This is a genomic window from Bradyrhizobium sp. I71 (assembly GCF_022354745.1).
In the GTDB taxonomy this organism is placed as follows: Bacteria; Pseudomonadota; Alphaproteobacteria; order Rhizobiales; family Xanthobacteraceae; genus Bradyrhizobium; species Bradyrhizobium liaoningense.
In genome coordinates, this window is record NZ_CP059398.1 from 5488309 (window position 1) to 5509083 (window position 20775).

General features: G+C 64.3%; 22 protein-coding genes. 12 read left to right on the forward strand and 10 right to left on the reverse strand.

What is annotated here, in order from left to right; translation table 11 throughout:
• The first annotated feature begins 145 nt into the window (after window positions 1-145).
• From ribB to FJV43_RS26465, 3 genes are all read left to right on the forward strand, one after another.
• Window positions 146-1222, forward strand: coding sequence for a 3,4-dihydroxy-2-butanone-4-phosphate synthase (ribB, locus tag FJV43_RS26455; protein WP_239621975.1), 1077 nt, complete (start codon window positions 146-148; stop codon window positions 1220-1222).
• 131 nt (window positions 1223-1353) lie between these two features.
• On the forward strand, window positions 1354-2568 hold the full coding sequence (locus tag FJV43_RS26460; RefSeq protein ID WP_239621976.1) for an acyl-CoA dehydrogenase: 1215 nt from the start codon (window positions 1354-1356) through the stop codon (window positions 2566-2568).
• A 153-nt stretch (window positions 2569-2721) separates the two neighbouring features.
• A complete protein-coding gene (locus FJV43_RS26465) occupies window positions 2722-3639 on the forward strand; it encodes an MBL fold metallo-hydrolase (RefSeq protein ID WP_239621977.1) in 918 nt (305 codons plus the stop codon).
• Between the two features lie 67 nt (window positions 3640-3706).
• Here the strand turns inward: FJV43_RS26465 and FJV43_RS26470 are convergent, their stop codons facing one another.
• The gene (locus FJV43_RS26470) at window positions 3707-4561 is read right to left on the reverse strand and encodes a DUF1499 domain-containing protein (RefSeq protein WP_239621978.1); all 855 of its coding nucleotides are present in this window, start codon (window positions 4559-4561) and stop codon (window positions 3707-3709) included.
• Between the two features lie 234 nt (window positions 4562-4795).
• The gene (locus FJV43_RS26475; protein ID WP_239621979.1) at window positions 4796-6424 is read right to left on the reverse strand and encodes a fatty-acid--CoA ligase; all 1629 of its coding nucleotides are present in this window, start codon (window positions 6422-6424) and stop codon (window positions 4796-4798) included.
• 65 nt (window positions 6425-6489) lie between these two features.
• On the opposite strand from FJV43_RS26475, the gene FJV43_RS26480 reads away from it, so the two are divergent.
• A complete protein-coding gene (locus tag FJV43_RS26480; protein ID WP_239621980.1) occupies window positions 6490-7584 on the forward strand; it encodes an extensin family protein in 1095 nt (364 codons plus the stop codon).
• Window positions 7585-7620: 36 nt separating this feature from the next.
• Here the strand turns inward: FJV43_RS26480 and FJV43_RS26485 are convergent, their stop codons facing one another.
• Window positions 7621-8307 (reverse strand): L,D-transpeptidase, encoded by a 687-nt coding sequence (locus FJV43_RS26485; protein WP_239621981.1) that lies wholly within the window; start codon window positions 8305-8307, stop codon window positions 7621-7623.
• A gap of 331 nt (window positions 8308-8638) precedes the next feature.
• Between FJV43_RS26485 and FJV43_RS26490 the strand changes: the two genes are divergently transcribed.
• Entirely contained in the window at window positions 8639-9616 is a 978-nt protein-coding gene (locus tag FJV43_RS26490) for a magnesium transporter CorA family protein (RefSeq protein ID WP_239621982.1), read from the forward strand.
• Window positions 9617-9821: 205 nt separating this feature from the next.
• The gene (locus tag FJV43_RS26495) at window positions 9822-10040 is read left to right on the forward strand and encodes a hypothetical protein (protein WP_239621983.1); all 219 of its coding nucleotides are present in this window, start codon (window positions 9822-9824) and stop codon (window positions 10038-10040) included.
• A 174-nt stretch (window positions 10041-10214) separates the two neighbouring features.
• Here the strand turns inward: FJV43_RS26495 and FJV43_RS26500 are convergent, their stop codons facing one another.
• Window positions 10215-10967 carry an SDR family oxidoreductase gene (locus tag FJV43_RS26500; RefSeq protein WP_239629609.1) on the reverse strand — a complete coding sequence of 251 codons (753 nt, stop codon included), beginning with the start codon at window positions 10965-10967 and terminating at the stop codon, window positions 10215-10217.
• 63 nt (window positions 10968-11030) lie between these two features.
• Complete coding sequence (gene pdxH, locus FJV43_RS26505; protein ID WP_239621984.1) at window positions 11031-11672, reverse strand: pyridoxamine 5'-phosphate oxidase; 642 nt, start codon at window positions 11670-11672, stop codon at window positions 11031-11033.
• Between the two features lie 119 nt (window positions 11673-11791).
• On the opposite strand from pdxH, the gene FJV43_RS26510 reads away from it, so the two are divergent.
• Together FJV43_RS26510 and FJV43_RS26515 are read left to right on the forward strand one after the other, a co-directional pair.
• Entirely contained in the window at window positions 11792-12193 is a 402-nt protein-coding gene (locus tag FJV43_RS26510; RefSeq protein WP_345946205.1) for an RT0821/Lpp0805 family surface protein, read from the forward strand.
• A gap of 106 nt (window positions 12194-12299) precedes the next feature.
• Window positions 12300-13265, forward strand: coding sequence for a J domain-containing protein (locus FJV43_RS26515; protein WP_239621986.1), 966 nt, complete (start codon window positions 12300-12302; stop codon window positions 13263-13265).
• Window positions 13266-13615: 350 nt separating this feature from the next.
• On the opposite strand, the gene FJV43_RS26520 is transcribed toward FJV43_RS26515, so the two are convergent.
• Window positions 13616-14386 (reverse strand): anti-sigma factor, encoded by a 771-nt coding sequence (locus FJV43_RS26520; protein ID WP_239621987.1) that lies wholly within the window; start codon window positions 14384-14386, stop codon window positions 13616-13618.
• Window positions 14387-14489: 103 nt separating this feature from the next.
• Complete coding sequence (locus FJV43_RS26525; RefSeq protein ID WP_028180365.1) at window positions 14490-14978, reverse strand: sigma-70 family RNA polymerase sigma factor; 489 nt, start codon at window positions 14976-14978, stop codon at window positions 14490-14492.
• A gap of 172 nt (window positions 14979-15150) precedes the next feature.
• Here FJV43_RS26525 and fabI point away from each other — a divergent pair, with 172 nt between their 5' ends.
• From fabI to FJV43_RS26545, 4 genes are all read left to right on the forward strand, one after another.
• Window positions 15151-15966, forward strand: coding sequence for an enoyl-ACP reductase FabI (fabI, locus tag FJV43_RS26530; RefSeq protein WP_028180364.1), 816 nt, complete (start codon window positions 15151-15153; stop codon window positions 15964-15966).
• 12 nt (window positions 15967-15978) lie between these two features.
• Window positions 15979-16578 carry a histidine phosphatase family protein gene (locus tag FJV43_RS26535; RefSeq protein ID WP_239621988.1) on the forward strand — a complete coding sequence of 200 codons (600 nt, stop codon included), beginning with the start codon at window positions 15979-15981 and terminating at the stop codon, window positions 16576-16578.
• A 123-nt stretch (window positions 16579-16701) separates the two neighbouring features.
• Window positions 16702-17790, forward strand: coding sequence for a chorismate synthase (gene aroC, locus FJV43_RS26540; RefSeq protein ID WP_239621989.1), 1089 nt, complete (start codon window positions 16702-16704; stop codon window positions 17788-17790).
• Between the two features lie 61 nt (window positions 17791-17851).
• On the forward strand, window positions 17852-19039 hold the full coding sequence (locus tag FJV43_RS26545) for an adenylate/guanylate cyclase domain-containing protein (protein ID WP_239621990.1): 1188 nt from the start codon (window positions 17852-17854) through the stop codon (window positions 19037-19039).
• Between the two features lie 42 nt (window positions 19040-19081).
• Here the strand turns inward: FJV43_RS26545 and FJV43_RS26550 are convergent, their stop codons facing one another.
• The 3 genes from FJV43_RS26550 to crcB all read right to left on the reverse strand — a co-directional run bounded on the left by FJV43_RS26550 (window position 19082) and on the right by crcB (window position 20747).
• Window positions 19082-19846, reverse strand: coding sequence for a hypothetical protein (locus FJV43_RS26550; RefSeq protein ID WP_239621991.1), 765 nt, complete (start codon window positions 19844-19846; stop codon window positions 19082-19084).
• 77 nt (window positions 19847-19923) lie between these two features.
• Window positions 19924-20229 (reverse strand): ATP-dependent Clp protease adapter ClpS, encoded by a 306-nt coding sequence (gene clpS / locus FJV43_RS26555; protein ID WP_061878702.1) that lies wholly within the window; start codon window positions 20227-20229, stop codon window positions 19924-19926.
• 134 nt (window positions 20230-20363) lie between these two features.
• Entirely contained in the window at window positions 20364-20747 is a 384-nt protein-coding gene (gene crcB / locus FJV43_RS26560) for a fluoride efflux transporter CrcB (protein ID WP_239621992.1), read from the reverse strand.
• Window positions 20748-20775: the final 28 nt, after the last annotated feature.

A 20775-nucleotide genomic window follows, 5' to 3' on the forward strand; every position in this document is an offset into this window, starting at 1 on the left:
CTGGTATCTTCGGTGCAAGCCTGAAACCGCGTGGACGGGCCTGCCCCGGGGCATATGCGGTTGCGTCCAGGACACTAGCATCCAGGGCCAAGTCCAGCTAAGGCGTCCGGCTGAGCCTCCGGCCCATAACCGATAGAGATTGGGAATGCCCGATACCGTCCAGGAAGTCTTGCAGGCCTTTGCCCGGGGTGAGCTCGTGGTCGTCACCGACGACGAGGACCGCGAGGGCGAGGGCGATCTGATCGTCGCAGCCTCGCTCTGCACCGCCGACAAGATGGCCTTCATCATCCGCCATACCTCCGGCATCGTCTGCGCGCCCGTGACGACCGAGGATGCGCGCCGCCTGCGGCTCGATCCGATGGTCGCCCACAACGATTCCGCGCACACCACCGCGTTCACGGTCTCGATCGACTACAAGCCCGATGGCGGCACCGGCATCTCCGCCGAGGAGCGCGCCTCGTGCTGCCGCGCGCTCGCCAATCCCAATGTCGGCGCCAACGACTTCGCCCGGCCCGGCCACATCTTCCCGCTGATCGCCAAGGATGGCGGCGTGCTGCTGCGCTCCGGCCATACCGAGGCTGCCGTGGACCTCTGCAAGCTCTCGGGCCTGCCGCCGGTCGGCGTCATCAGCGAGCTCATGAACGACGACGGCAGCGTGATGAAGGGCGAACAGGTCGCCCGCTTCGCCGCCCAGCACAAGCTCAAGCACGTCACCATCGCGGATATGATCGCTTACCGCCAGGCGCGCGAAAAACTGATCGAGCGGGTCTCGACCTTCGTCACCGAGAGCCCGATCGGTCCCTTGCAGGGCTATGCCTACCGCTCGCCGTTCGATTCCATCGCTCACGTCGCCTTCGTCTATAACGGCGTCGGCGACGGCAAGAACGTGCTGACGCGTTTCCACAAGCCGAACATCGTCAAGGACACCTTCACCGGTCACAAGCGCATGGCGGCGGTGCTCGAGCATTTCAAGAAATCGGGCCGTGGCGTGCTGGTTTACCTGCGCGATGGCGCGGCCGGCGTCCCCGTGGCGCCGCTGCCGGACGAGTCGTCGACGGAGGCCGACCGCAACCGCCAGTGGCGCGAGGTCGGTGTCGGCGCGCAGATCCTGCGCGACCTCGGCGTCACCTCGATCCGGCATCTCACCTCCTCGGTGCACGACTACAAGGGTCTGTCGGGCTTCGGCATCGAGATCGTCGCCAACGAGCAGCTCGAAAGCTGACCAGAACGTTTCCAGGTTCAGGCCGTGGCGCGAGCCGGAATGACCGAAACCAGGATGCAATTGAACTTGTTGCCGCGGCGCTTTAGTTTGTCGGGCAATTATTGACGGAACCAGACGCGAAAGGACGTTTCATGAGCGTGCGCCCTCAGGCCAAGGACAAGCCGGCTGCGGCTTCTTTCCAGTGGGACGATCCATTCCTGCTCGACGAGCAGCTGACCGAAGACGAGCGCATGGTGCGGGACACCGCCCGCGCCTACGCCCAGGACAAGCTGCTGCCGCGGGTCGCCAAGGCCTATCTCGAAGAGAAGACCGACCGCGAGATCTTCAATGAGATGGGCGAGCTCGGCCTGATCGGCATCACGCTACCCGAGGAATATGGTTGCGCGAATGCGAGCTACGTCGCCTATGGCCTCGTCGCACGCGAGATCGAGCGGGTCGATTCCGGCTATCGCTCGATGAACTCGGTGCAGTCCTCGCTGGTGATGTACCCGATCTACGCCTATGGCGACGAGAACCAGCGCAAGAAGTACCTGCCGAAGCTCGCCAGCGGCGAGTGGGTCGGCTGCTTCGGCCTGACGGAGCCTGACGCCGGCTCCGATCCCGCTGGTATGAAGACCCGCGCGGAGAAGGTTTCGGACGGCTATCGCCTCACCGGCAGCAAGATGTGGATCTCGAACGCGCCGATCGCCGACGTGTTCGTGGTCTGGGCCAAGTCGGCCGCGCACGACAACCAGATCCGCGGCTTCGTGCTGGAGAAGGGCATGAAGGGTCTGTCGGCGCCGAAGATCGGGGGCAAGCTGTCCCTGCGCGCCTCGATCACCGGCGAAGTCGTGATGGACGGCGTCGTGGTTCCGGAAGACGCCCTGCTGCCCAACGTCTCCGGCCTGAAGGGCCCGTTCGGCTGCCTCAACCGCGCTCGCTACGGCATCTCCTGGGGTGCGTTGGGGGCCGCCGAGGACTGCATGCATCGCGCCCGCCAGTACACGCTCGACCGCAAGCAGTTCGGCAAGCCGCTCGCCGCGACCCAGCTGGTGCAGAAGAAGCTCGCCGACATGGAGACCGAGATCGCGCTGGGCCTGCAAGCCTCCTTGCGCGTCGGCCGCCTGATGGACGAGGGCAAGTTCGCGCCCGAGATGATCTCGATCGTCAAGCGCAACAATTGCGGCAAGGCCCTCGATATCGCCCGCACCGCCCGCGACATGCACGGCGGCAACGGCATCTCGATCGAGTACCACGTGATGCGCCACGTCCATAACCTCGAGACGGTCAACACCTATGAGGGCACCCACGACGTCCACGCCCTGATCCTGGGCCGTGCGATCACGGGCATCCAGGCGTTTTTCTGAGCCAAAGCGGCTAGGGGTGGTAGGCAAGAGAACTCGCCAAAAACTCCGTCATGGCCGGGCTCGTCCCGGCCATCCACGTTCTGGCCCAAGCGACGAACGTGGATGCCCGGCACAAGGCCGGGCATGACGAAGTCAGCAAGATATGAGCAAGCCATGTCCGACAATGACGACGTCCCGTTCAACCGCAACTTTCCGCTGAAGCCCGGCATCGTCGAGGAGGTCCGCCCCGGCGTGCGGCGCGTGCTCTGCAACAATCCGAGCCCGTTCACCTTCACCGGCACGGTCAGTTACATCGTGGGCAAGGGCAATGTTGCCATCATCGATCCCGGTCCGGACGATGAGGCGCATGCGGTTGCGCTGCTCGATGCCGTGCGCGGCGAGACGGTGAGCCATATCTTCGTCACCCACACCCATCGCGACCATTCGCCGAACACCGCGCGCATCAAGCAGGCGACAGGTGCGCCGGTCTATGCCGAAGGCCCCCATCGCGCCTCGCGCCCGCGTTTCGAGAGCGAGAAGCACAATCCGGAATCCGGCGTCGACCGCGATTTTGCGCCAGACGTCAACCTCGCACATGGCGACGTCGTCGAAGGCGACGGCTGGCGGCTCGAGGCCGTGGCGACGCCGGGCCACACGGCCAATCATCTGGCATTCGCCTGGCCCGAGCGAAAGTTCAACTTCGTCGGCGATCATGTGATGGGCTGGTCGACCTCCATTGTGGCGCCGCCCGACGGCTCGATGATCGACTACATGGATTCGCTGGACCGGCTCGCGGCACGCGAGGAGGATCTCTATTTCTCGGGCCACGGCCCTGAGATCCCCGAGGGTCAGCGCTTCGTGCGCTTCCTGATCCGTCACCGCAAGGCGCGTGAGGCCTCGATCCTGCACCGCCTCGCCAAGGGCGAGACCGACATCCCGACGATGGTCCGCGCGATCTATATCGGTATCGATCCGAGGCTGACGACGGCCGCCGGCTACTCCGTGCTGGCGCACCTCGAAGACCTGGTCGCACGCGGCGTGGTCGCGACCGATGGCGATCCCGTGATCGGCGGGACGTATCGGCTGGCCTAGGGGCGAATGGCGAATAGGGAGTGGCGAATTGTGTTTCTCCATTCGCTATTCGCCACTCGCCAATTCGCTATTTTTTCACCGTCTTCGCCGGCGCCTTGGGCGGCGCGACCGGCGTCTTCTTCACCGGCTTGAGCGCGTCGGCATCGGCGGCGGTGTTGAGATCGTCGATGAACTTCTTGATGCGCGCGGCGTTGCTGCCGAGATCGCTGTCGAAATTGCGCGAAGCGGAGCGCATGTCGACCCGGGAATCATCGCCATCCGGCACGACCCTTATCGAAACGTCCTCGCGAAAACCCATGATCGGCGTGCGCGCCACCGCCTCGATGCGGCCGATGCGGCGCGGCGGCTGCGGCGCGCGCTCGTCGATGACGATCCATTTGCGCTTGTGCACGAGCTGGAGCGCGATCGCATAGGCGCGGTCGACGGAAATCTCGAGCTCGACGGGCACGATTTCGGGATAGAAGCGGCGCTGCTGCTCCGCCGAGTAGAGGCCGGCATAGACCGCGGTGTTGGTGCCCTCGCCGGTGCGCAGCCGCGCCATCGCGTCGAAGCGCGGCGGATCGATCGGGTCGGTGGTGATGTCGTAGATCGACGGCAGCTTGCGATATTGCAGGCCGAGATAGGCGGGATAGGCGAGGATTGCCCCGTCGATCAGGAAGGCGAGCAGGATGCGCGCCATGCCCCGCGAGCCGTTCTGCCAGATCGCGGCAAAGCCCGCGAGCCCGAACAAGATCGAGAGGCCTGATATCGCGAGCCCGCCGAAGAAAGTCGCAAGCGCCGGCTTCGGCTCCAGGAAATCGAAGCGGACGACGATGACCGACACCACCACCGCCACCACCGCGAACACGGCCAGATTGCGCGCCCAGCTCGCCAGGCTGGACACGGGCTCCGACTGGTAGGGAGCGGAAAACCTGCGGGCCATCGGGTGAGCTCTGCCGGATGTGAGGGCGGCGCCGGCCGATCTGGCGCGACGATACGCCGTTGAGACCACGGCCCGAGAGCAAATTCAAGGGAGACCGGACTGTTACTGGCCCGTCATTCCGGGATGATGCCAACGGCATCGAGCCCGGAATCTCTGGATTCCCCGGTGCGCAATTGCGCACCTGAGGTCTGGTCCTCCGGACCACCCCGGAATGACGGAGCGTGGCTTCGCGCGCTAAGCCGCCGCGTTCGGGAAGCGATAATCCTTGAACTGGTCGCGCAGCGCCGTCTTCAGGATCTTGCCGGTGGCCGTATGTGGAATACCTTCGACGAAGGCGACGTCGTCGGGCATCCACCATTTGGCGATCTTGCCGTCCATGAACTTCAGGATGTCCTCGCGTGTGGCCTGCTGGCCCTGCTTGAGCTGTACGATCAAGAGCGGCCGCTCATCCCATTTGGGATGGAATACGCCGATCACGGCGGCCTCCGCCACGGCCGGATGGCCGACTGCGAGGTTTTCGAGGTCGATCGAGGAGATCCACTCGCCGCCGGACTTGATCACGTCCTTGGAGCGGTCGGTGATCCGCATGTAGCCGTCCTCGTCGATCGTCGAGACGTCGCCGGTGTCGAAGAAGCCTTCCTCGTCGAGGATGTTGGTGTCGACGCGGTAATAGGCCTTGGCCACCGCGGGACCGGAGACCTTGAGCCGGCCGAACGTCTTGCCGTCCCAAGGCAGCTCCTTGCCGGCATCGTCGGTGATCTTCATCTGCACGGCGAAGGGCGCATAACCCTGCATCTGGAGCACGTCGAGCAGCGGCTCTCCGGTGGCATTCTGGAACGGCGGCTTCAGCGCCGCGACGCTGCCGATCGGGCTCATCTCGGTCATGCCCCAGGCGTGACGGACGTGGGAGCCCATGTCGAGGAAGGCCTTGATCATCGAGCGCGGCATCGCCGAGCCGCCGCAGATCACCATCTTCAGATCCGGCAGCTTGAGATTGTTGGCGGTCATGTGCTGGAGCAGCATCAGCCACACCGTCGGGACGCCGGCGGTGTGCGTCACCTTCTCGGTCGAGAGCAGCTCATAGACCGAGGCGCCGTCAAGCTTGGCGCCGGGCATGACCAGCTTGGTGCCCTGCGAGGGCGCGGAAAAGGCGATGCCCCAGCTGTTGGCATGGAACAGCGGAACCACCGGCAGCATTGTCTCGGACGCGCTGGTGCCGAGCGCGTCGACATTGTTGGCCATCAGCGCGTGCAACACGTTGGAGCGATGCGAATACAGCACACCCTTGGGATCGCCGGTCGTGCCGGAGGTGTAACACATCGCGGCTGCCGTGTTCTCGTCGAACTCCTTCCACTTGAATTTGCCGTCGGCCTCGGCGATCCAGTCCTCGTAGGCGACCACGTTCTTCAGCGTGGTCTCCGGCATATGCGCCTTGTCGGTGAGCACGACGTAGCGCTCCACGCTCGGCAGCTTGTCGGCGATCTTCTCCAGGATCGGAACGAAGGTGATGTCGGTCATCACGATGCGGTCCTGCGCATGATTGATGATCCAGGCGATCTGCTCCGGGAAAAGGCGAGGATTGACCGTGTGGCAGATGGCACCGATCCCCATGATGCCGTACCAGACCTCGAGATGGCGCCAGGTGTTCCAGGCGATCGTTGCGACCCGGTCGCCGAGCTTGATACCGTCGCGCTCCAGCATCTGCGAGACCTTGAGCGCGCGCTTGTGGATCTCGGCGTAGGTGGTGCGGTGGATCGGTCCCTCGACCGAGCGTGTGACCACCTCCTGCTTGCCATGAATCCTGGCGGCGTGTTCGATGATCCGGTGGCAGAGCAGGGGCCAATCTTGCATCAAACCAAGCATTCCGACGTTCCTCCGAAAAGTCGCTGGGCGCGTTGTCGCTCTCAGCATTGGGCCAAAGACTTGTCATGACTTTTAGCGTGCCGGACTTTCGCCGCAAATGGTCTTGTCGCGGCTATATGTCCGTCGGCGCGGCAATGGTTACCGCCGCGCTCGGGCTGCTGCTCGTGCCTGCCGAGAGCGCAGAGGCACGGAAATATCCTGCGCCATTCGATATCTTCGGCCTTGGTACACCACGGCCGCGCGCTGCCGCTCATGCCGCCAAGATTCCGCTGCCAAGACCGCGCCCCGAAGAGGCTCCCAAGGCACCGAGCAAGGCCTCGGACGAGGCCCCGCCGGAGGCAGGGGGAAAGTCGTCTCCAGACCAGCCGAGCGCCGACAAGCCTGCCGAGGCTGCGCCGTCACCCCAGAAACAGGCCTCAGCCTGCCGCCTCGCGCTGACAGAGGATATTGCGATCGCGCCCTCGATCCCGGACATCCGCGGCCCCGGCGCCTGCGGCGGTGAGGATCTGGTGCGGCTGGAAGCCGTCGTGCTGCCGGACAAGCGCAAGGTGACGGTCAAGCCGGCGGCCATCCTTCGCTGCACCATGGCGTCCGCGATCGCCGATTGGCTGCGCAAGGACATGGTGCCGCTGGCCGCCAGCCTCGGCTCGCCCATCAGCGACCTCGACAATTTCGATTCCTTCGAGTGTCGCGGTCGCAACCGCGTCGCTGGCGCGCTGCTGTCCGAGCACGGCAAGGCCAATGCCATCGACATCCGCGCCATCAAGCTTGTCAATGGGCAGTCGATCGGCCTCACGGACCGCACCCTGTCGCGCGACGTTCGCGAGCGCGTGCTGCACTCGGTCTGCGCGCGCTTTTCCACCGTGCTCGGTCCTGGCTCGGACTGGTACCATGAGGACCACATCCATCTCGATCTGGCGCAGCGCCGCAACGACTATCGCATCTGCCAGTGGAACGTCTGGGATCCTCTGCCGCAGGTCGCCCCGCTCCTGCCGGCGGAACGTCCCGAGGAGGCGCCGCCGCGCGAGGTCGCGGCCAAGCCTGAGGCGAAGGAAGGTGCTGACGACGAGCCGGCGGAGAAATCGTCTTCACCTGAAGAGAAATCGCTTCCCGCCAAGAAGTCTCAATCGTCCAGGCAGGCAACAAAAAAGCGCCGGTGAAACCGGCGCCTTTTGTTTTCCAAAGGTCGGAGACGATCAGTAGCTGGCCGCTTGGCCGGTTTGGCTGTTGCCGAGCGCCAATCGCGAATTGTACGGCGAGTCGCCGTGCTTGGGCTCGAGCACCACGACGAGGGTGCCAACCTTGACGCGATCATAGAGATCGATCGCGTCCTCGTTGGTCAGGCGGATGCAGCCTGACGAGATCGAGGCGCCGATATATTCCGGCTGGTTGGTGCCGTGGATGCGGAACAGCGTGTCCTTGCCCCCCGAATAGAGGTACAGCGCGCGGGAGCCCATCGGATTGTCCGGGCCGGGGGCGACATAGGTCGGTACGCCCAGACGCGAAATTTCGCCGGGGGTGGGGTGCCAGGCCGGCCACTCGGTCTTGCTGCCCACCTTGGCGATGCCCGACCAGGCCATGGCTTCTTCGCCAACGGTGATGCCGTAGCGGATCGCCTTGCCGCCATCCAGCACGTAATAGAGGTAATGGTTGTCGGAATCGACCACGATCGAGCCCGGCGATTCCTTGCGGTGGTATTCGACGATGGCGCGGCGGAACGGCTCTGCGACCGGGGTGTTCTCGTATTTGACCTTGGCGAGCAGTTCCTTGTCCTTCGGCTTGAAGGCCTTGGTGTCGGTCGCCTCATAGTGAGTGGCCTGCATGCAGCCCGACAGCATCAGGCCGGCGGCAAAAATCCCAAACATAACTTTCAGCGACGACATGGTTTGGTTCCAATCAAAACAATACCGCACGGAAGGCTTGAGCTTGGCGCCCAAGTTCCTCGACTCCGTTAAGCCCATTATCGTTGAAATCCGCCACAATTCCAGCTCTGAAGGTCTTTTCCCGCGCTACGAGATCCTAGCTGTGGCTTTTCTGCCGCAAATTTTGCGGTGTTGTGCGGTTTTTTCGGCGAGATGCGGCAAACTGTCGATTCCGTGCCACAGTTGAGCCTCGGGTCGCCGCAAGTCCAAACGCTCCGTTAATGTAGTTGTCATCGTGAACCTGCCAGAATCGCGCTAAGGGCTGGCTGTCGCAGGATCTCTGGAGCTTTTCATGTTTTCGGTGTTTGTTCCCTCCGAGTCCGCCCTCAAGAAGGCGGTCATCGAGGATCTTGCGGCCGTGCCGGAGAACGCCGTCTGGATCGACCTCGTCAATCCGAGCGCGGCCGAGGACAAAGCCGTGGAGCGGCTCGCGGGCATCGCCATCCCGACCCGGGAAGATATGCAGGAGATCGAGATCTCCAGCCGCCTCTATATGGAGAACGGCGCGCGCTACATGACTGCGACGCTGATGTGCCATTCCGATACCGACATGCCCCGGACCACGGCGGTGACCTTCATCCTCGGCGACCACCGCCTGGTGACGGTGCGATATGACCAGCCGAAGCCGTTCGCGCTGGTCGAGGCCAAGCTCTCTCGCTCCTGCACGCCTTCCGTCACGGGCGAGATGGTGCTGATGGAGCTGCTGGATGCGGTGATCGACCGCTGCGCCGATATTCTGGAGCGTTGCGGCGCCGAGATCGATCAGGTCTCGCACGACATCTTCGAGCCCGAGAGCGCGCGCCACGGGCAGGCAAAGAGGTACTCCCAGATCCTGATCTCGATCGGCCGCAAGGGTGATTTGACCTCGAAGGTTCGCGAGAGTCTGGTGTCGATCGGTCGCGTCGTGACGTTCCTGTCCGCGGTGGTCGAGGGCGTGAAATGGTCGAAGGACATGCGCGAGCAGCTCAAGACCATGCAGCGCGACGTCGCCTCGTTGACCGACCACGCCTCCTATCTCTCCAACAAGATCACCTTCGTGCTCGACGCCATGCTCGGCGTCGTCAATCTCGAGCAGAACAACATCATCAAGCTGTTCTCGGTGATGGCCGTCGTCCTGATGCCGCCGACGCTGATCGCTTCGGTCTACGGCATGAACTTCAAGGTGATGCCGGAACTCGAATGGGTGCACGGGTATCCGATGGCGCTGGTGATGATGCTGGTCGCCGCGGTCGTCCCGTACTGGATCTTCAAATGGAAGAAGTGGCTGTAGGAGTCGTGCTCGAGCGAAGATACCTACCGAGACCTTACGCCGCTCGCGGAGACACAGTAGAACGTGTCGCAGAATAGATCGGGATTGAGGCGGTGCCGTGATGTCCGCGCCGTGCCGCAATTCCTCCGGTAAAATTTGAGCGGTGGACTGAACGTTTGCGCGAAACTTGTCTGCGATAAGCAGTGCGTAGCCGCGAGGAACAGCCATGGTTGAGAAACACATAACGACGCCCCGCAACGTCATCGATCTGGCGAACTATCGCCAGGTCCTGGCGAGCGGCAAGGCGCCGTCGATGTCGGCACGCATGTGCCGGCACTGTGGTGCTCCGCTGCTCGATGGTGAGAACGACGACGACTGCTCGACTGCATTCAGCACGGCCGCTCCGCGGCCGCGCGAGAGGTCGCGTCGGATTCGACTCGATTGAGGAACGGAAGGTAAGGGCGATCCAGGCCTTGCGGCGGCGTTGTCTGGATCGCCTTGCTTCCCGAACGCTGGTTCCAATTCCGTCATTGCGAGGAGCTCTTGCGACGAAGCAATCCAGAGTCTTTCCACGGAAAGATTCTGGATTGCTTCGCTGCGCTCGCAATGACAGTGACGCCTACACGTGCTGGCCGCCGTTGATGTGGATTTCGGCGCCGTTGACGTAAGAGCTTGTGTCCGTGCACAGCACGTAGATGATCTTGGCGACCTCGTCGGGCGTGCCGAGGCGGTGCATCGGGATCTGCTGCTCGACGATCTTCTCGGTGCCCGGCGACAGGATCGAGGTATCGATCTCGCCCGGCGCGATCGCGTTGACGCGGACGCCGATGCGGCCGAAATCGGACGCCATCTCGCGCGTCAGCGAGGCGAGCGCCGCCTTCGAGGTGGCGTAGGCGGCGCCCGCGAAGGGGTGCACGCGCGAGCCCGCGATCGAGGTGACGTTCACGACCGAGCCCTTGGCCGCCTTCAATTCCTCGATCAGCCCGCGTGCCATCATGATCGGCGCGAAGAAGTTGACATGGAAGACATGCGTCCAGGTGTCGAGGTCGGTGTCGACCGAGCCGAGCCGGGAGCCGCCCGGGCCCTTCGGCGAGATCGCGGCGTTGTTGACCAGCGCATGCAGCGTGCCGCCCTCCAGCCGGTTGCGGATATCGGAGATCGCGCGCGCAGTGTCCTTGGGATCGCCGAGGTCGACTTGAATGTGGTCCTCGGGCCCCGCGTCCCACGGGCAGTCCTCCGGGAAAGGATGCCGCGAGCAGGTGATGACGCGCCATCCCGCCGAGGAAAAGCGGATCACGGTGGCGTGGCCGATGCCGCGGCTTGCTCCGGTCAGGAGCAGCGTGCGGCGCGGCGCATTGGACGAATGCGGCATGGACATCTTTCAGTTCGGCCCAAGGCTAAAATCAAGGCTAAAGATCAAGGCTAAGATCAAGGCTCAAGGATACATCCGCGTCTTGGACCACGGCTGGCCGGCGGCGTCACGGCGAAATTCGATGCGGTCGTGCAGGCGGAACGGGCGGTCGTGCCAGAATTCGATCCGCAGCGGCGTGATACGCCAGCCGCTCCAGCCCTGCGGCCGCGGCACTTCGCCGATGACATATCTGGCCGCAACCTTGGCGATGGCCTGCTCGAAGGCGAAGCGGCTCTCAAGCTCTTGCGACTGCTTGCTCGCCCAGGCGCCGATCTGGGCCTGCTTGGGGCGGGTGGCGAAATAGGCGTCGGCCTCGGCGTCGGTCACCGGCGTCACGTTGCCGCGGATGCGGACCTGACGGCGCAGCGACTTCCAGTGAAACAGTAACGCTGCCTTAGGATTTGCGGCGAGTTCGCGGCCCTTCTGGCTGGCGATGTGGCTGTAGAAGACGAAACCCTCGGTATCGAAGCCCTTCATCAGCACCATGCGGACGTCCGGCAGCCCGTCAGGGTCGACGGTTGCGAGCGCCATGGCATTCGGATCGTTCGGCTCGCTCTTGGTCGCCTCGTTCAGCCAGGCCTCGAACAGCGCAAATGGCTCGTCGGCGGCGGTGAAATCACCGGATGTTAAGGGTGTCTGGTGTTTCATCGAGGTCGTGTCGGTCATGTCTGGAGTCCGAGTTGCGTCCCGCGGCCCAAAATGCGTCCTTGTCCGCTACCGCCCTATATAGGGCATGGGATCACGTTGGCCTATCGGCGATCCGGCCCTCCGGCCTCGTCGTGACGATGATTCTGATCGGGCTCGGCACCGGCGGCTGCAGCTTCTCCCGCAATGACACGAGTGCCTACGCCAAGACTGACGACAGCGATCTCACCGGCTCGATCGCGCGGCCGGCGAGAGACGCGGCGCCCACCGAGACCGATCTCGCCTTCGCGCGCAATGCCGCCTCCGACGTCCTCAGCAAGGGCGACAAGGATTCCAGCCAGCACTGGGAGAATCCGGAGACCGGGGCGCGCGGCTCGGTGACGCCGATCGCCCAGTCCTATGCCGCCGAGGACGGACGCAGATGCCGCGACTTCCTGGCGAGCTATGTCAACGGCACCACCGAAAGCTGGCTTCAGGGCGCCGGCTGCCAAAGGAGCCGTGGCCGTTGGGAGATTCATACGCTAAAGCCGTGGCGGAGCTAAGTTCACCACGCTGCTAGTTGCAAAAATGCCACTCTCTTCCCACATGATCCGCAGGTGGGGCGGGGAGCCCTTTGAACAATTCGATTTCTTGAAGGAGACGTGACGAATGCGCGACCCCTATGAGGTCTTGGGGGTGCCGCGGAGCGCCAGCGCTGCCGCGATCAAGAGCGCCTATCGCAAGCTGGCCAAGAAGCATCATCCGGACAGCAACAAGGGTGATCCGAAGGCCGCCGAGCGCTTCGCCGAGATCAACTCGGCCAACGAGATCCTCGGCGACGAGGACAAGCGCAAGCAGTTTGACCGCGGCGAGATTGATGCCGAGGGCAAGCCGCGCTTCCAGGGTTTTCCTGGCGGCGGGGGGCCGCGCGGCCGCGCGGGTCCCGGCGGGTTCGAAAGCTATACGTTCCGTAGCGGCGGTGCGGGTGGCGGCCCGGGCGGCGGCGCGTTCGAGGATATCCTCAACAGCATGTTCGGCGGCGGGGTGCGCGGCGCCCGGCCTGGGGCCGGTGGCGGCGCCCAGTTCGAATTCGATACCGGCGGCATTGGGCTCGATCTCGATGTGAATGTCGCCATGTCCGTCTCGCTGGAAGAGTCGGCCAAGGGTGGCGAGAAGCGCGTCCGGCTGCCGACGGGCAAGGAGCTCAACGTCAAGATTCCGGCCGGCGTCACCGAGGGCCAGCAGATTCGGCTCCGGGGGCAGGGCGAGAGCGCGCAAGGCCATCCGCCCGGCGATCTCCTGATCACCATCAACATCGCGCCGCACCCGTTCTTCAAGGTCGAGGGCGCCGACCTCAGGATCGACCTGCCGGTGACGTTGTATGAGGCGGTGCTCGGCGGCAAGGTCCGCGTGCCCACCCTCGGCAATGCCGTGGAGCTTTCGGTCCCGAAGAACACCTCCAGCGGCCGGACCTTCCGCCTCAAGGGCAAGGGCTTGCCGAAATCTGGTGGAACCGGGGATCTCTTCGTGACCATCAGGATTATGCTACCGGACGGGAACGACGCCGAGCTCGAAGCATTGATGGAGAAGTGGCGGGACCACCACCCCTACAATCCGCGTAGCGGGCTCGGCTAGGGCGCTATCCGAGGCCACCTCGACGATCGGAGCATTCTCTCCCGAAAGGATGATGCTCAACTTGGGTCTGAAGCGCAGCGCGCTTCGACGCTGGCTTCAAGACATGTCGGCTGTCCGGCGGGGCAGCCGTGCATAAGGTGCGGCCTCGAGAGGGGGACCAGCGCGGTACCAAAAGCCCCAATCGAGGCCGCCCGCGTCGATCGGCGGATCGAACGCTGCTCATTTTCGCGTGATCATCCGGTGCGATAATGAGACGCGCCGATGTCTTGATTCCAAATTTTCAATGACGGAATCGAGGCATCCGCGTCGCGAAGCACGTCGAGAGCGTGGCTTCGGCCATGGCGCTGCTGTCAGGTGCCGTTCTTCTCTGCCTGATCGTACACGGCCTGCGCCACCTTGGTCAGCCGCTCGCGATCGCCGCCGCCGCTGACGACATAGCCGACGCCGCGTTCGGCCCAGAACAGCGCTCCGTCCTTGTCCGTTCTGGCGTAGCGCATCTGCGTCGCACCATTCTCGGTCTTGGCGGTGTAAATCGTGTACCGCTCACCCGAGGCGCCCTCATACATCAGGAACGACGCCGGACCGCTCGGCCCGGGCAGAAGCCGGCCGCCGACAAGCTTCAGCCCGCTCGCCTCCAGGTTCGGAGCGAACACCGTCCAGCCGCAGCGCCGGGTCAGCCAGGCCTGGAGATGGTCACGCTCGTTGCCGCCGACTTCGACGGGATGGCGGACCTCGACGACGTAGAGGCGGTGGGCATCGAGCGCGTCTGCCGTAAGGCTCTGGAACGTGGAGGGCGCGTTGGCGGCGCCATGTGCCACCCAGCCGGCCGTGCCGCCGGCAACGAAAGCAACCAGCACGGCCGCGGCGGCGCCATAGAGCCATTGCCGCGGGCGGCGTTCGAGCCGCTCCAGCTCCAGCCGTGCCGGCACCGGCTCCTGCGCGACGGAATCGTAGCGGGCGTGCAGCATCTCGGCCATGCTCCGCCAGGATTGGACCCGCTCGGCATCGTCAGGGTGGGCGGCGAGCCAGGCTTCGACGTCGGCGCGACGTTCCGCCGGCAGCTCGCCGTCGACATAGGCGTGCAGCTCGTCTTCGGTCACCGGGATATTGCGGTCGTTCATATCGGTCGTCTCTGGCTCTGCGGCCCAAAAAATCGTTCGTGGCTCAACTTCGCTCGCGTCCTCGGCAGGCTGCGGGCGGACGATGTGCAATGCATCGCTGTCCTCATTTCACCCGCCTGAGCGCCGGGCGCTCACCCTCCAGCGAGGCTTTAACGTGGGCCCGTGCGCGTGCCAGGCGCGACATCACGGTGCCGATCGGCACGCCCTGGATGTCGGCGACCTCGCGATAGCTCATGCCTTCCAGCATCACCAGGAGCAGCACCGAACGCTGTTCCTCGACGAGGGTGGCCAGCGCCTTCTCGATGTCACGTCCTTCGGCCTCGGTCCCGCTGGCATCCGGGTTGTTCTCCGTCAGCGGCATGAATTGCGGCCGCCTTGCCAGTGAGCGCCGCCGGTTCTTGTTGAGGTTGGTCAGGATCGTATAGAGCCAGCTCCTGACGTCGCCGCCGAGAAACAGGCGTTCCGAACGCAGCGCGCGCACCAATGTATCCTGCACCAGATCGTCGGCCGCATCCGCATCGCGCGTGAGCGCGCGGGCGTAGCGGCGCAACGCCGGGATCATGACTTCCACACTCTGGCGAAACGCGTTCATTGCGGTCTTGAAGTCCCAGCGTTCGGCGCGAGCGCCTCAACGATCATAACACCCGAGCGGAACGGCTATTCCGGCACTCGAAACAGCGTTAACGCCGCGTATTAGGGCTGTACCGCAGGGGAGGGCTGGTGTACCTCCAGACCTCAGCGAGAGTTCGACGGGACGTTCAAAAATGGCGCAGAATTCAGGTCTGATGCAAGGCAAGCGCGGGGTGATCCTCGGTGTTGCCAACAACCGCTCGATCGCCTGGGGCATCGCCAAGGCATGCCACGCGGCCGGCGCCGAGCTCGCCTTCACCTATCAGGGCGATGCGCTGAAGAAGCGCGTCGAGCCGCTTGCCGCCGAGATCGGCGGTCTCGTGCTCGGCCATTGTGACGTCACGGATGCCGCGACCATCGACGCTGCCTTCGCGGTGCTGAAGGAGAAGTGGGGCAAGATCGATTTCCTGGTGCACGCGATCGCCTATGGCGAGCAGCTCGACGGTCGCTACGTCGACACGACGCAGGAGAATTTTTCGAAGTCGATGCTGATCTCCTGCTATTCGTTCACCGCGGTGGCGCAGCGCGCCGAGAAGCTGATGACGGATGGCGGCTCGCTCATCACGCTCAGCTACTACGGTGCCGAGAAATGGATGCCGCATTACAACGTGATGGGCGTCGCCAAGGCGGCGCTGGAGGCCAGCGTGCGCTATCTCGCCGCCGATCTCGGCGAGAAGAACATTCGCGTCAACGCCATCTCGGCGGGACCGATCAAGACGCTCGCGGCATCCGGCATCGGCGACTTCCGCTATATCCTGAAGTGGAACGAATACAACGCGCCGATGCGGCGCAACGTCTCGACCGAAGACGTCGGCGGCAGCGCGCTGTACTTCCTCTCCGATCTCTCGCGCGGCGTCACCGGCGAGGTGCATCACGTCGATTCCGGCTATCATGTGCTCGGCATGAAACGGCCGGATGCGCCGGACATCTCGCTGGGCGGGAAGGACTAGCCCTGAGCCGGAATGCCCGTGCCCACGATCTACTTCCTCCGCCATGGCGAGACCGAGTGGAACGCGCTCGGGCGACTCCAGGGCACCAAGGACGTCCCGCTGAATGCGCGTGGCCGGGCCCAGGCCGTGCAGGCGGCCAGCATTCTGGCCGATCTGTTCAGGCGCGAGGGCAGGGACAGGGCGGCGCTGCCTTACGTGTCGAGCCCGCTCGGCCGTGCGCGGCAGACCATGGAACTCGCGCGCGAGAAGCTTGAATTGCCGGCTTCGGACTATTCGCTCGACGATCGCCTGCGTGAGATCGGCTACGGCGTCTGGGAGGGGCTGACGCTGGCCGAGAGCGAAGCCTCCGATCCGGACGTCTATGCGAGGCGCCTCGCCGACAAATGGACCGTCGCGCCCGCGGGCGGGGAGACCTACGCGGCCGTGCAGCTGCGCATGCTCGACTGGTATGAGTCGCTTCTTGTCGATACGGTGGCCGTCGCCCATGGCGGCACCTGCCGGGCCCTGATGGTGGCCCTGGGCATCGAGACCCCTGGCAGCGCTGCGGAGCTCTTTATCGAGCAGGGCGCAGTCTACGTGTTCCGCGACGGCCGGCTGGAGAAGTTTAGCTAGGCTCCTCACCGTCATTCCGGGTTCGCCCGAGCGGCGAACCCGGAATGACGGGGAACGGGGTTGAATGCCGTGTTCCCGGGCGCTACCACAAGTCAGCACTGACTTACGAGCCAGCGAGCAGCGATGTCCTTCAACACCTTCGGCCACATGTTCCGCGTCACCACCTTCGGCGAGAGCCACGGGGTGGCGATCGGCTGCGTGGTCGACGGCTGCCCGCCCATGATCCCGCTCACCGAGGCCGACATCCAGCGTGATCTCGATCGCCGGCGGCCGGGCCAGTCGCGCTTCACCACGCAGCGTCAGGAGCCGGATCAGGTGAAAATCCTGTCCGGCGTGATGGCGCATCCGGAGACCGGCGTACAGGTGACGACGGGCACGCCGATCGGACTCCTGATCGAGAACACCGACCAGCGCTCCAAGGACTATTCCGAGATCAAGGACAAGTTTCGTCCGGGCCATGCCGACTTCACCTATGAGGCCAAGTACGGCCTGCGCGACTATCGCGGCGGCGGCCGCTCCTCCGCACGCGAGACCGCGATGCGCGTTGCCGCCGGCGCGATCGCGCGAAAAGTCCTGCCCGATGTGAGGGTGCGCGGCGCGCTGGTGCAGATCGGCCCGCACAAGATCGATCGCGACAAGTGGGATTGGGACGAGATCGCCAAGAATCCCTTCTTCTGTCCCGACAAGGACAAGGCCGCATTCTTCGAGACCTATCTCGACGGCATCCGCAAGAGCGGATCCTCGATCGGCGCGGTGATCGAGGTCGTCGCCGACGGCGTGCCGGCAGGTCTCGGCGCGCCTATCTATGCCAAGCTCGATTCCGATCTCGCGGCCGCGATGATGAGCATCAACGCTGTGAAGGGCGTCGAGATCGGCGCCGGCTTTGGCGCGGCCGAGCTCACCGGCGAGGAGAACGCGGACGAGATGCGCACCGGCAATGACGGCACGCGCTTCCTGTCCAACCATGCCGGCGGCGTGCTGGGCGGCATCTCCACCGGACAGCCGGTAGTGGTTCGCTTCGCAGTGAAGCCGACCTCGTCGATCCTGCAGCCGCGTCTCACCGTCGATCGCAAGGGCACTGATACCGAGATTTTCACCAAGGGCCGCCACGACCCCTGCGTCGGCATCCGCGCCGTTCCCGTCGGCGAAGCCATGATGGCGTGTGTGCTGGCCGATCACCTCCTGCGAGATCGCGGGCAGGTTGGACGTTGATGTCGCCGGACTAACCCACCGCGCAGCTTGACGGGCCCACCACTTCATCCGCAAATGGGCCATGAACAATTCCGAGCTCCAGCGCGTCTGCAACTGGCTGATCGACGGCGCCTGGTCGGTTGAGCCGGCCGAGATGATCACCGAATTCTGCGAACGTCTGGTCGCGGTCGGCCTGCCGGTGTGGCGGTTCGGAATCTTCATCCGCACGCTGCATCCCGAAGTCTTCGGCCGCAACTTCATCTGGCGGCAAGGGCAGGAGTTCGAAATCGGCAGCGTCGCCTTCGAGATCCTGGAGACTCCCGAATTTGCCCGCAGCCCCCTCCGCATCGTGTTCGAGCAGGGGCTGGAGGTCAGGGGGCGCGCGAACGATCCCGATGGTAAGCGCTTTCCGTTTCTCGACGACATGCGCGCCGAGGGTGCGACCGACTATATTGCGATGCCGCTGCCGTTTCTCGATGGCTCCATCCACGCGACGAGCTGGATCACGCGGCGTCCCGGCGGCTTCAGCGACGACGACATCGCGTCGATCCGGGCCATCATCGCGCCGCTCGCGCGTGTCAGCGAGATCATCACCCTGCGCCGCACCGCGGAGATGCTGCTCGACACTTATGTCGGTAATCGCGCCGGCGCACGCATCCTCGGCGGCCAGATCCGCCGTGGTCATACCGACACCATGCAGGCGGCTATCTGGCTCTCGGACCTGCGCGGCTTCACTGCGCTGTCGGACCGGCTGCCGGCCGAGACCGTGGTCGAGATCCTCAACGGTTATTTCGACTGCCAGGTCAGCGCGATCCTCGCACATGGCGGCGAGGTTTTGAAGTTCATGGGCGACGGCTTGCTCGCGGTGTTTCCGATCGACGAATATGTCGGCGATGCCGCGCATGTCTGCACGCAGGTGCTGGAGGCGGCGCGCGAGTCCCGCGCCAGTGTCGAGGCGCTCGCCTTTCCGGTCGGCGACGCCGTCGAACGTTTCCGCTTCGGCGTCGCGCTCCACGTCGGCAACATTCTCTATGGCAATATCGGCGGCGGCAACCGCCTCGACTTCACCTGCATCGGCCCTGCCGTCAATCTCGCCGCGCGGCTGGAGAAGATCGCGAGCCGGCTCGGCCGCACGATCGTGGCCTCGGAAGGCTTTGCCAATGTCTGCCGGCACGATTGGCAGGAGCTCGGTGAATTTCCGATTGCGGGATTTTCGAAGGCGCAGCGTGTGTACGGGATTTCGGATGAAGCGCCGGCGATCATGGCCTAGCGGACAGCGCATGTGCAGCATTCGTCCCAATCGCATCGCGCTTTAGCTGCCGCGAAGATATGACTGCTTCAGGCCCAGAGTTATGATCCTCAGAGTGATCCACAGCCTCAGCATCGCGAAGCTGAAGATGAACACGAAGTAGACCAGGTTCTTGGTGAACTGTGTCGCCGACGAGGTCTGCCAGAAGTTCCAGATCGCGCTGCGCACCGCTTCCTGCCCATAGGCGAGGGCGACGTTGATGACACCGAGCACGATCACGCTGACGCCGAGCCACACGCCGCGCCGCGCGAACTCACCGATGGCGGCGAACAATGCGATCTTGCCGTCATTGCGCTCGGCATGGACGATCATGAGGAGCACCAACGTCGCGATCAACGCGCTCCAGAATCGCCCGAGATGCGTGAACTGGTCGAAAGCAACGCCATCGAGGCCGGCCATCAGGTGAGGCGCAAACGCGACGTGGCCCGCGGCTGCGGTGCCGAGCGCGGCCGCGATCATCACCAAGGCGATCCGCCACAGAACCGAGAAGGACAGCTTCAACTGTTCGCCGAGCGTCAACTCACCGAGGGAGGATTGGCCTCCGGCCGCCTCGATCGATTGATGTGCCGTGGCAAAGAAGGCCAGCAGCACCGAAATGTCCGCGACGACAATTGCCGGCAAGGCGATCGCGCCGCCGCCAAATGCGATCACCCGCATTGCCGCTGCAAGGATCAGCCAGGGCAGGGCGTGCAGCAGCCTGAACGGACCGAAAGAGGTCTCGGGGCGGGCCGGCCTGAGGTCGAGCCGTTTGCGCAGTGCGACTGTCATGTCGCCGTGGTGACACAGGAGATTGAAGCTGCGGTAGCGCGGATCGGTAAAATTGATCCGAAGTGGAAGACCGCGTCCTATTCCTCCGGCTCGGTCGTGAACAGCAGCGGATAGCCCTTGGCGCGGCCGGCGTCGGTGGCGCGCGTCGCCTTGGTCTCGGCAACATCCTTGGTGAACACCGCGACGACGCAGGCACCCAGCTTGTGCGCGGTGATCATCACCTTGTAGGCCTGATCCTCCGTCATGCGGAATTCGGCCTTCAGCACCATGGTGACGAACTCGCGCGGCGTGTAGTCGTCGTTGATCAGGATGACCTTGTGCAGCCGCGGCCGCTCGACCTTGGTCTTTGTCCTGGTTTTCGGCTTGGTGACGGTGTCGTTCATCGTTTCCTGAAACCCGGCCCTGATGAGCTCCAGCCCTCTCATCATATTGCAGGCGCCCGGGCTTCTCCAAGGTGGTCGGTGCGCCGCCATCATGTCGTTGCAGACGGGCAGGGATGCGCCGGTTGCGCTGCGCCCTACGGAAGAGCGCGAACAAACTGCATTGCGGCGATCAGCGCCCCCACGGACAGCACCACCGATGCAATCATGTAGACGGCCGAGGCGACGGTCTGACCGCGCTCGATCAGATACCAGGCATCCAGCGAGAACGTCGAGAATGTGGTGTATCCGCCACAAATCCCCACCGTCAAGAATATCCGGGCGGTCTGCGGCAGGTTCCATCTCGTCGCGAACAGCGCAGCGAAGATGCCGATCAGGAATGATCCCGTCACGTTGATGATCAGGGTGCCCCAAGGAAAGTCGGTGCCGAAAGCGCGGCCCGAACCGATTGCAACGAGGTAGCGCACGACCGCGCCGAGCGCTCCGCCGGCGGCTACAGCCAGAATGTAATGGATGTTCAACGTCTCGTTCCCTGGTTTGTGACCTGCA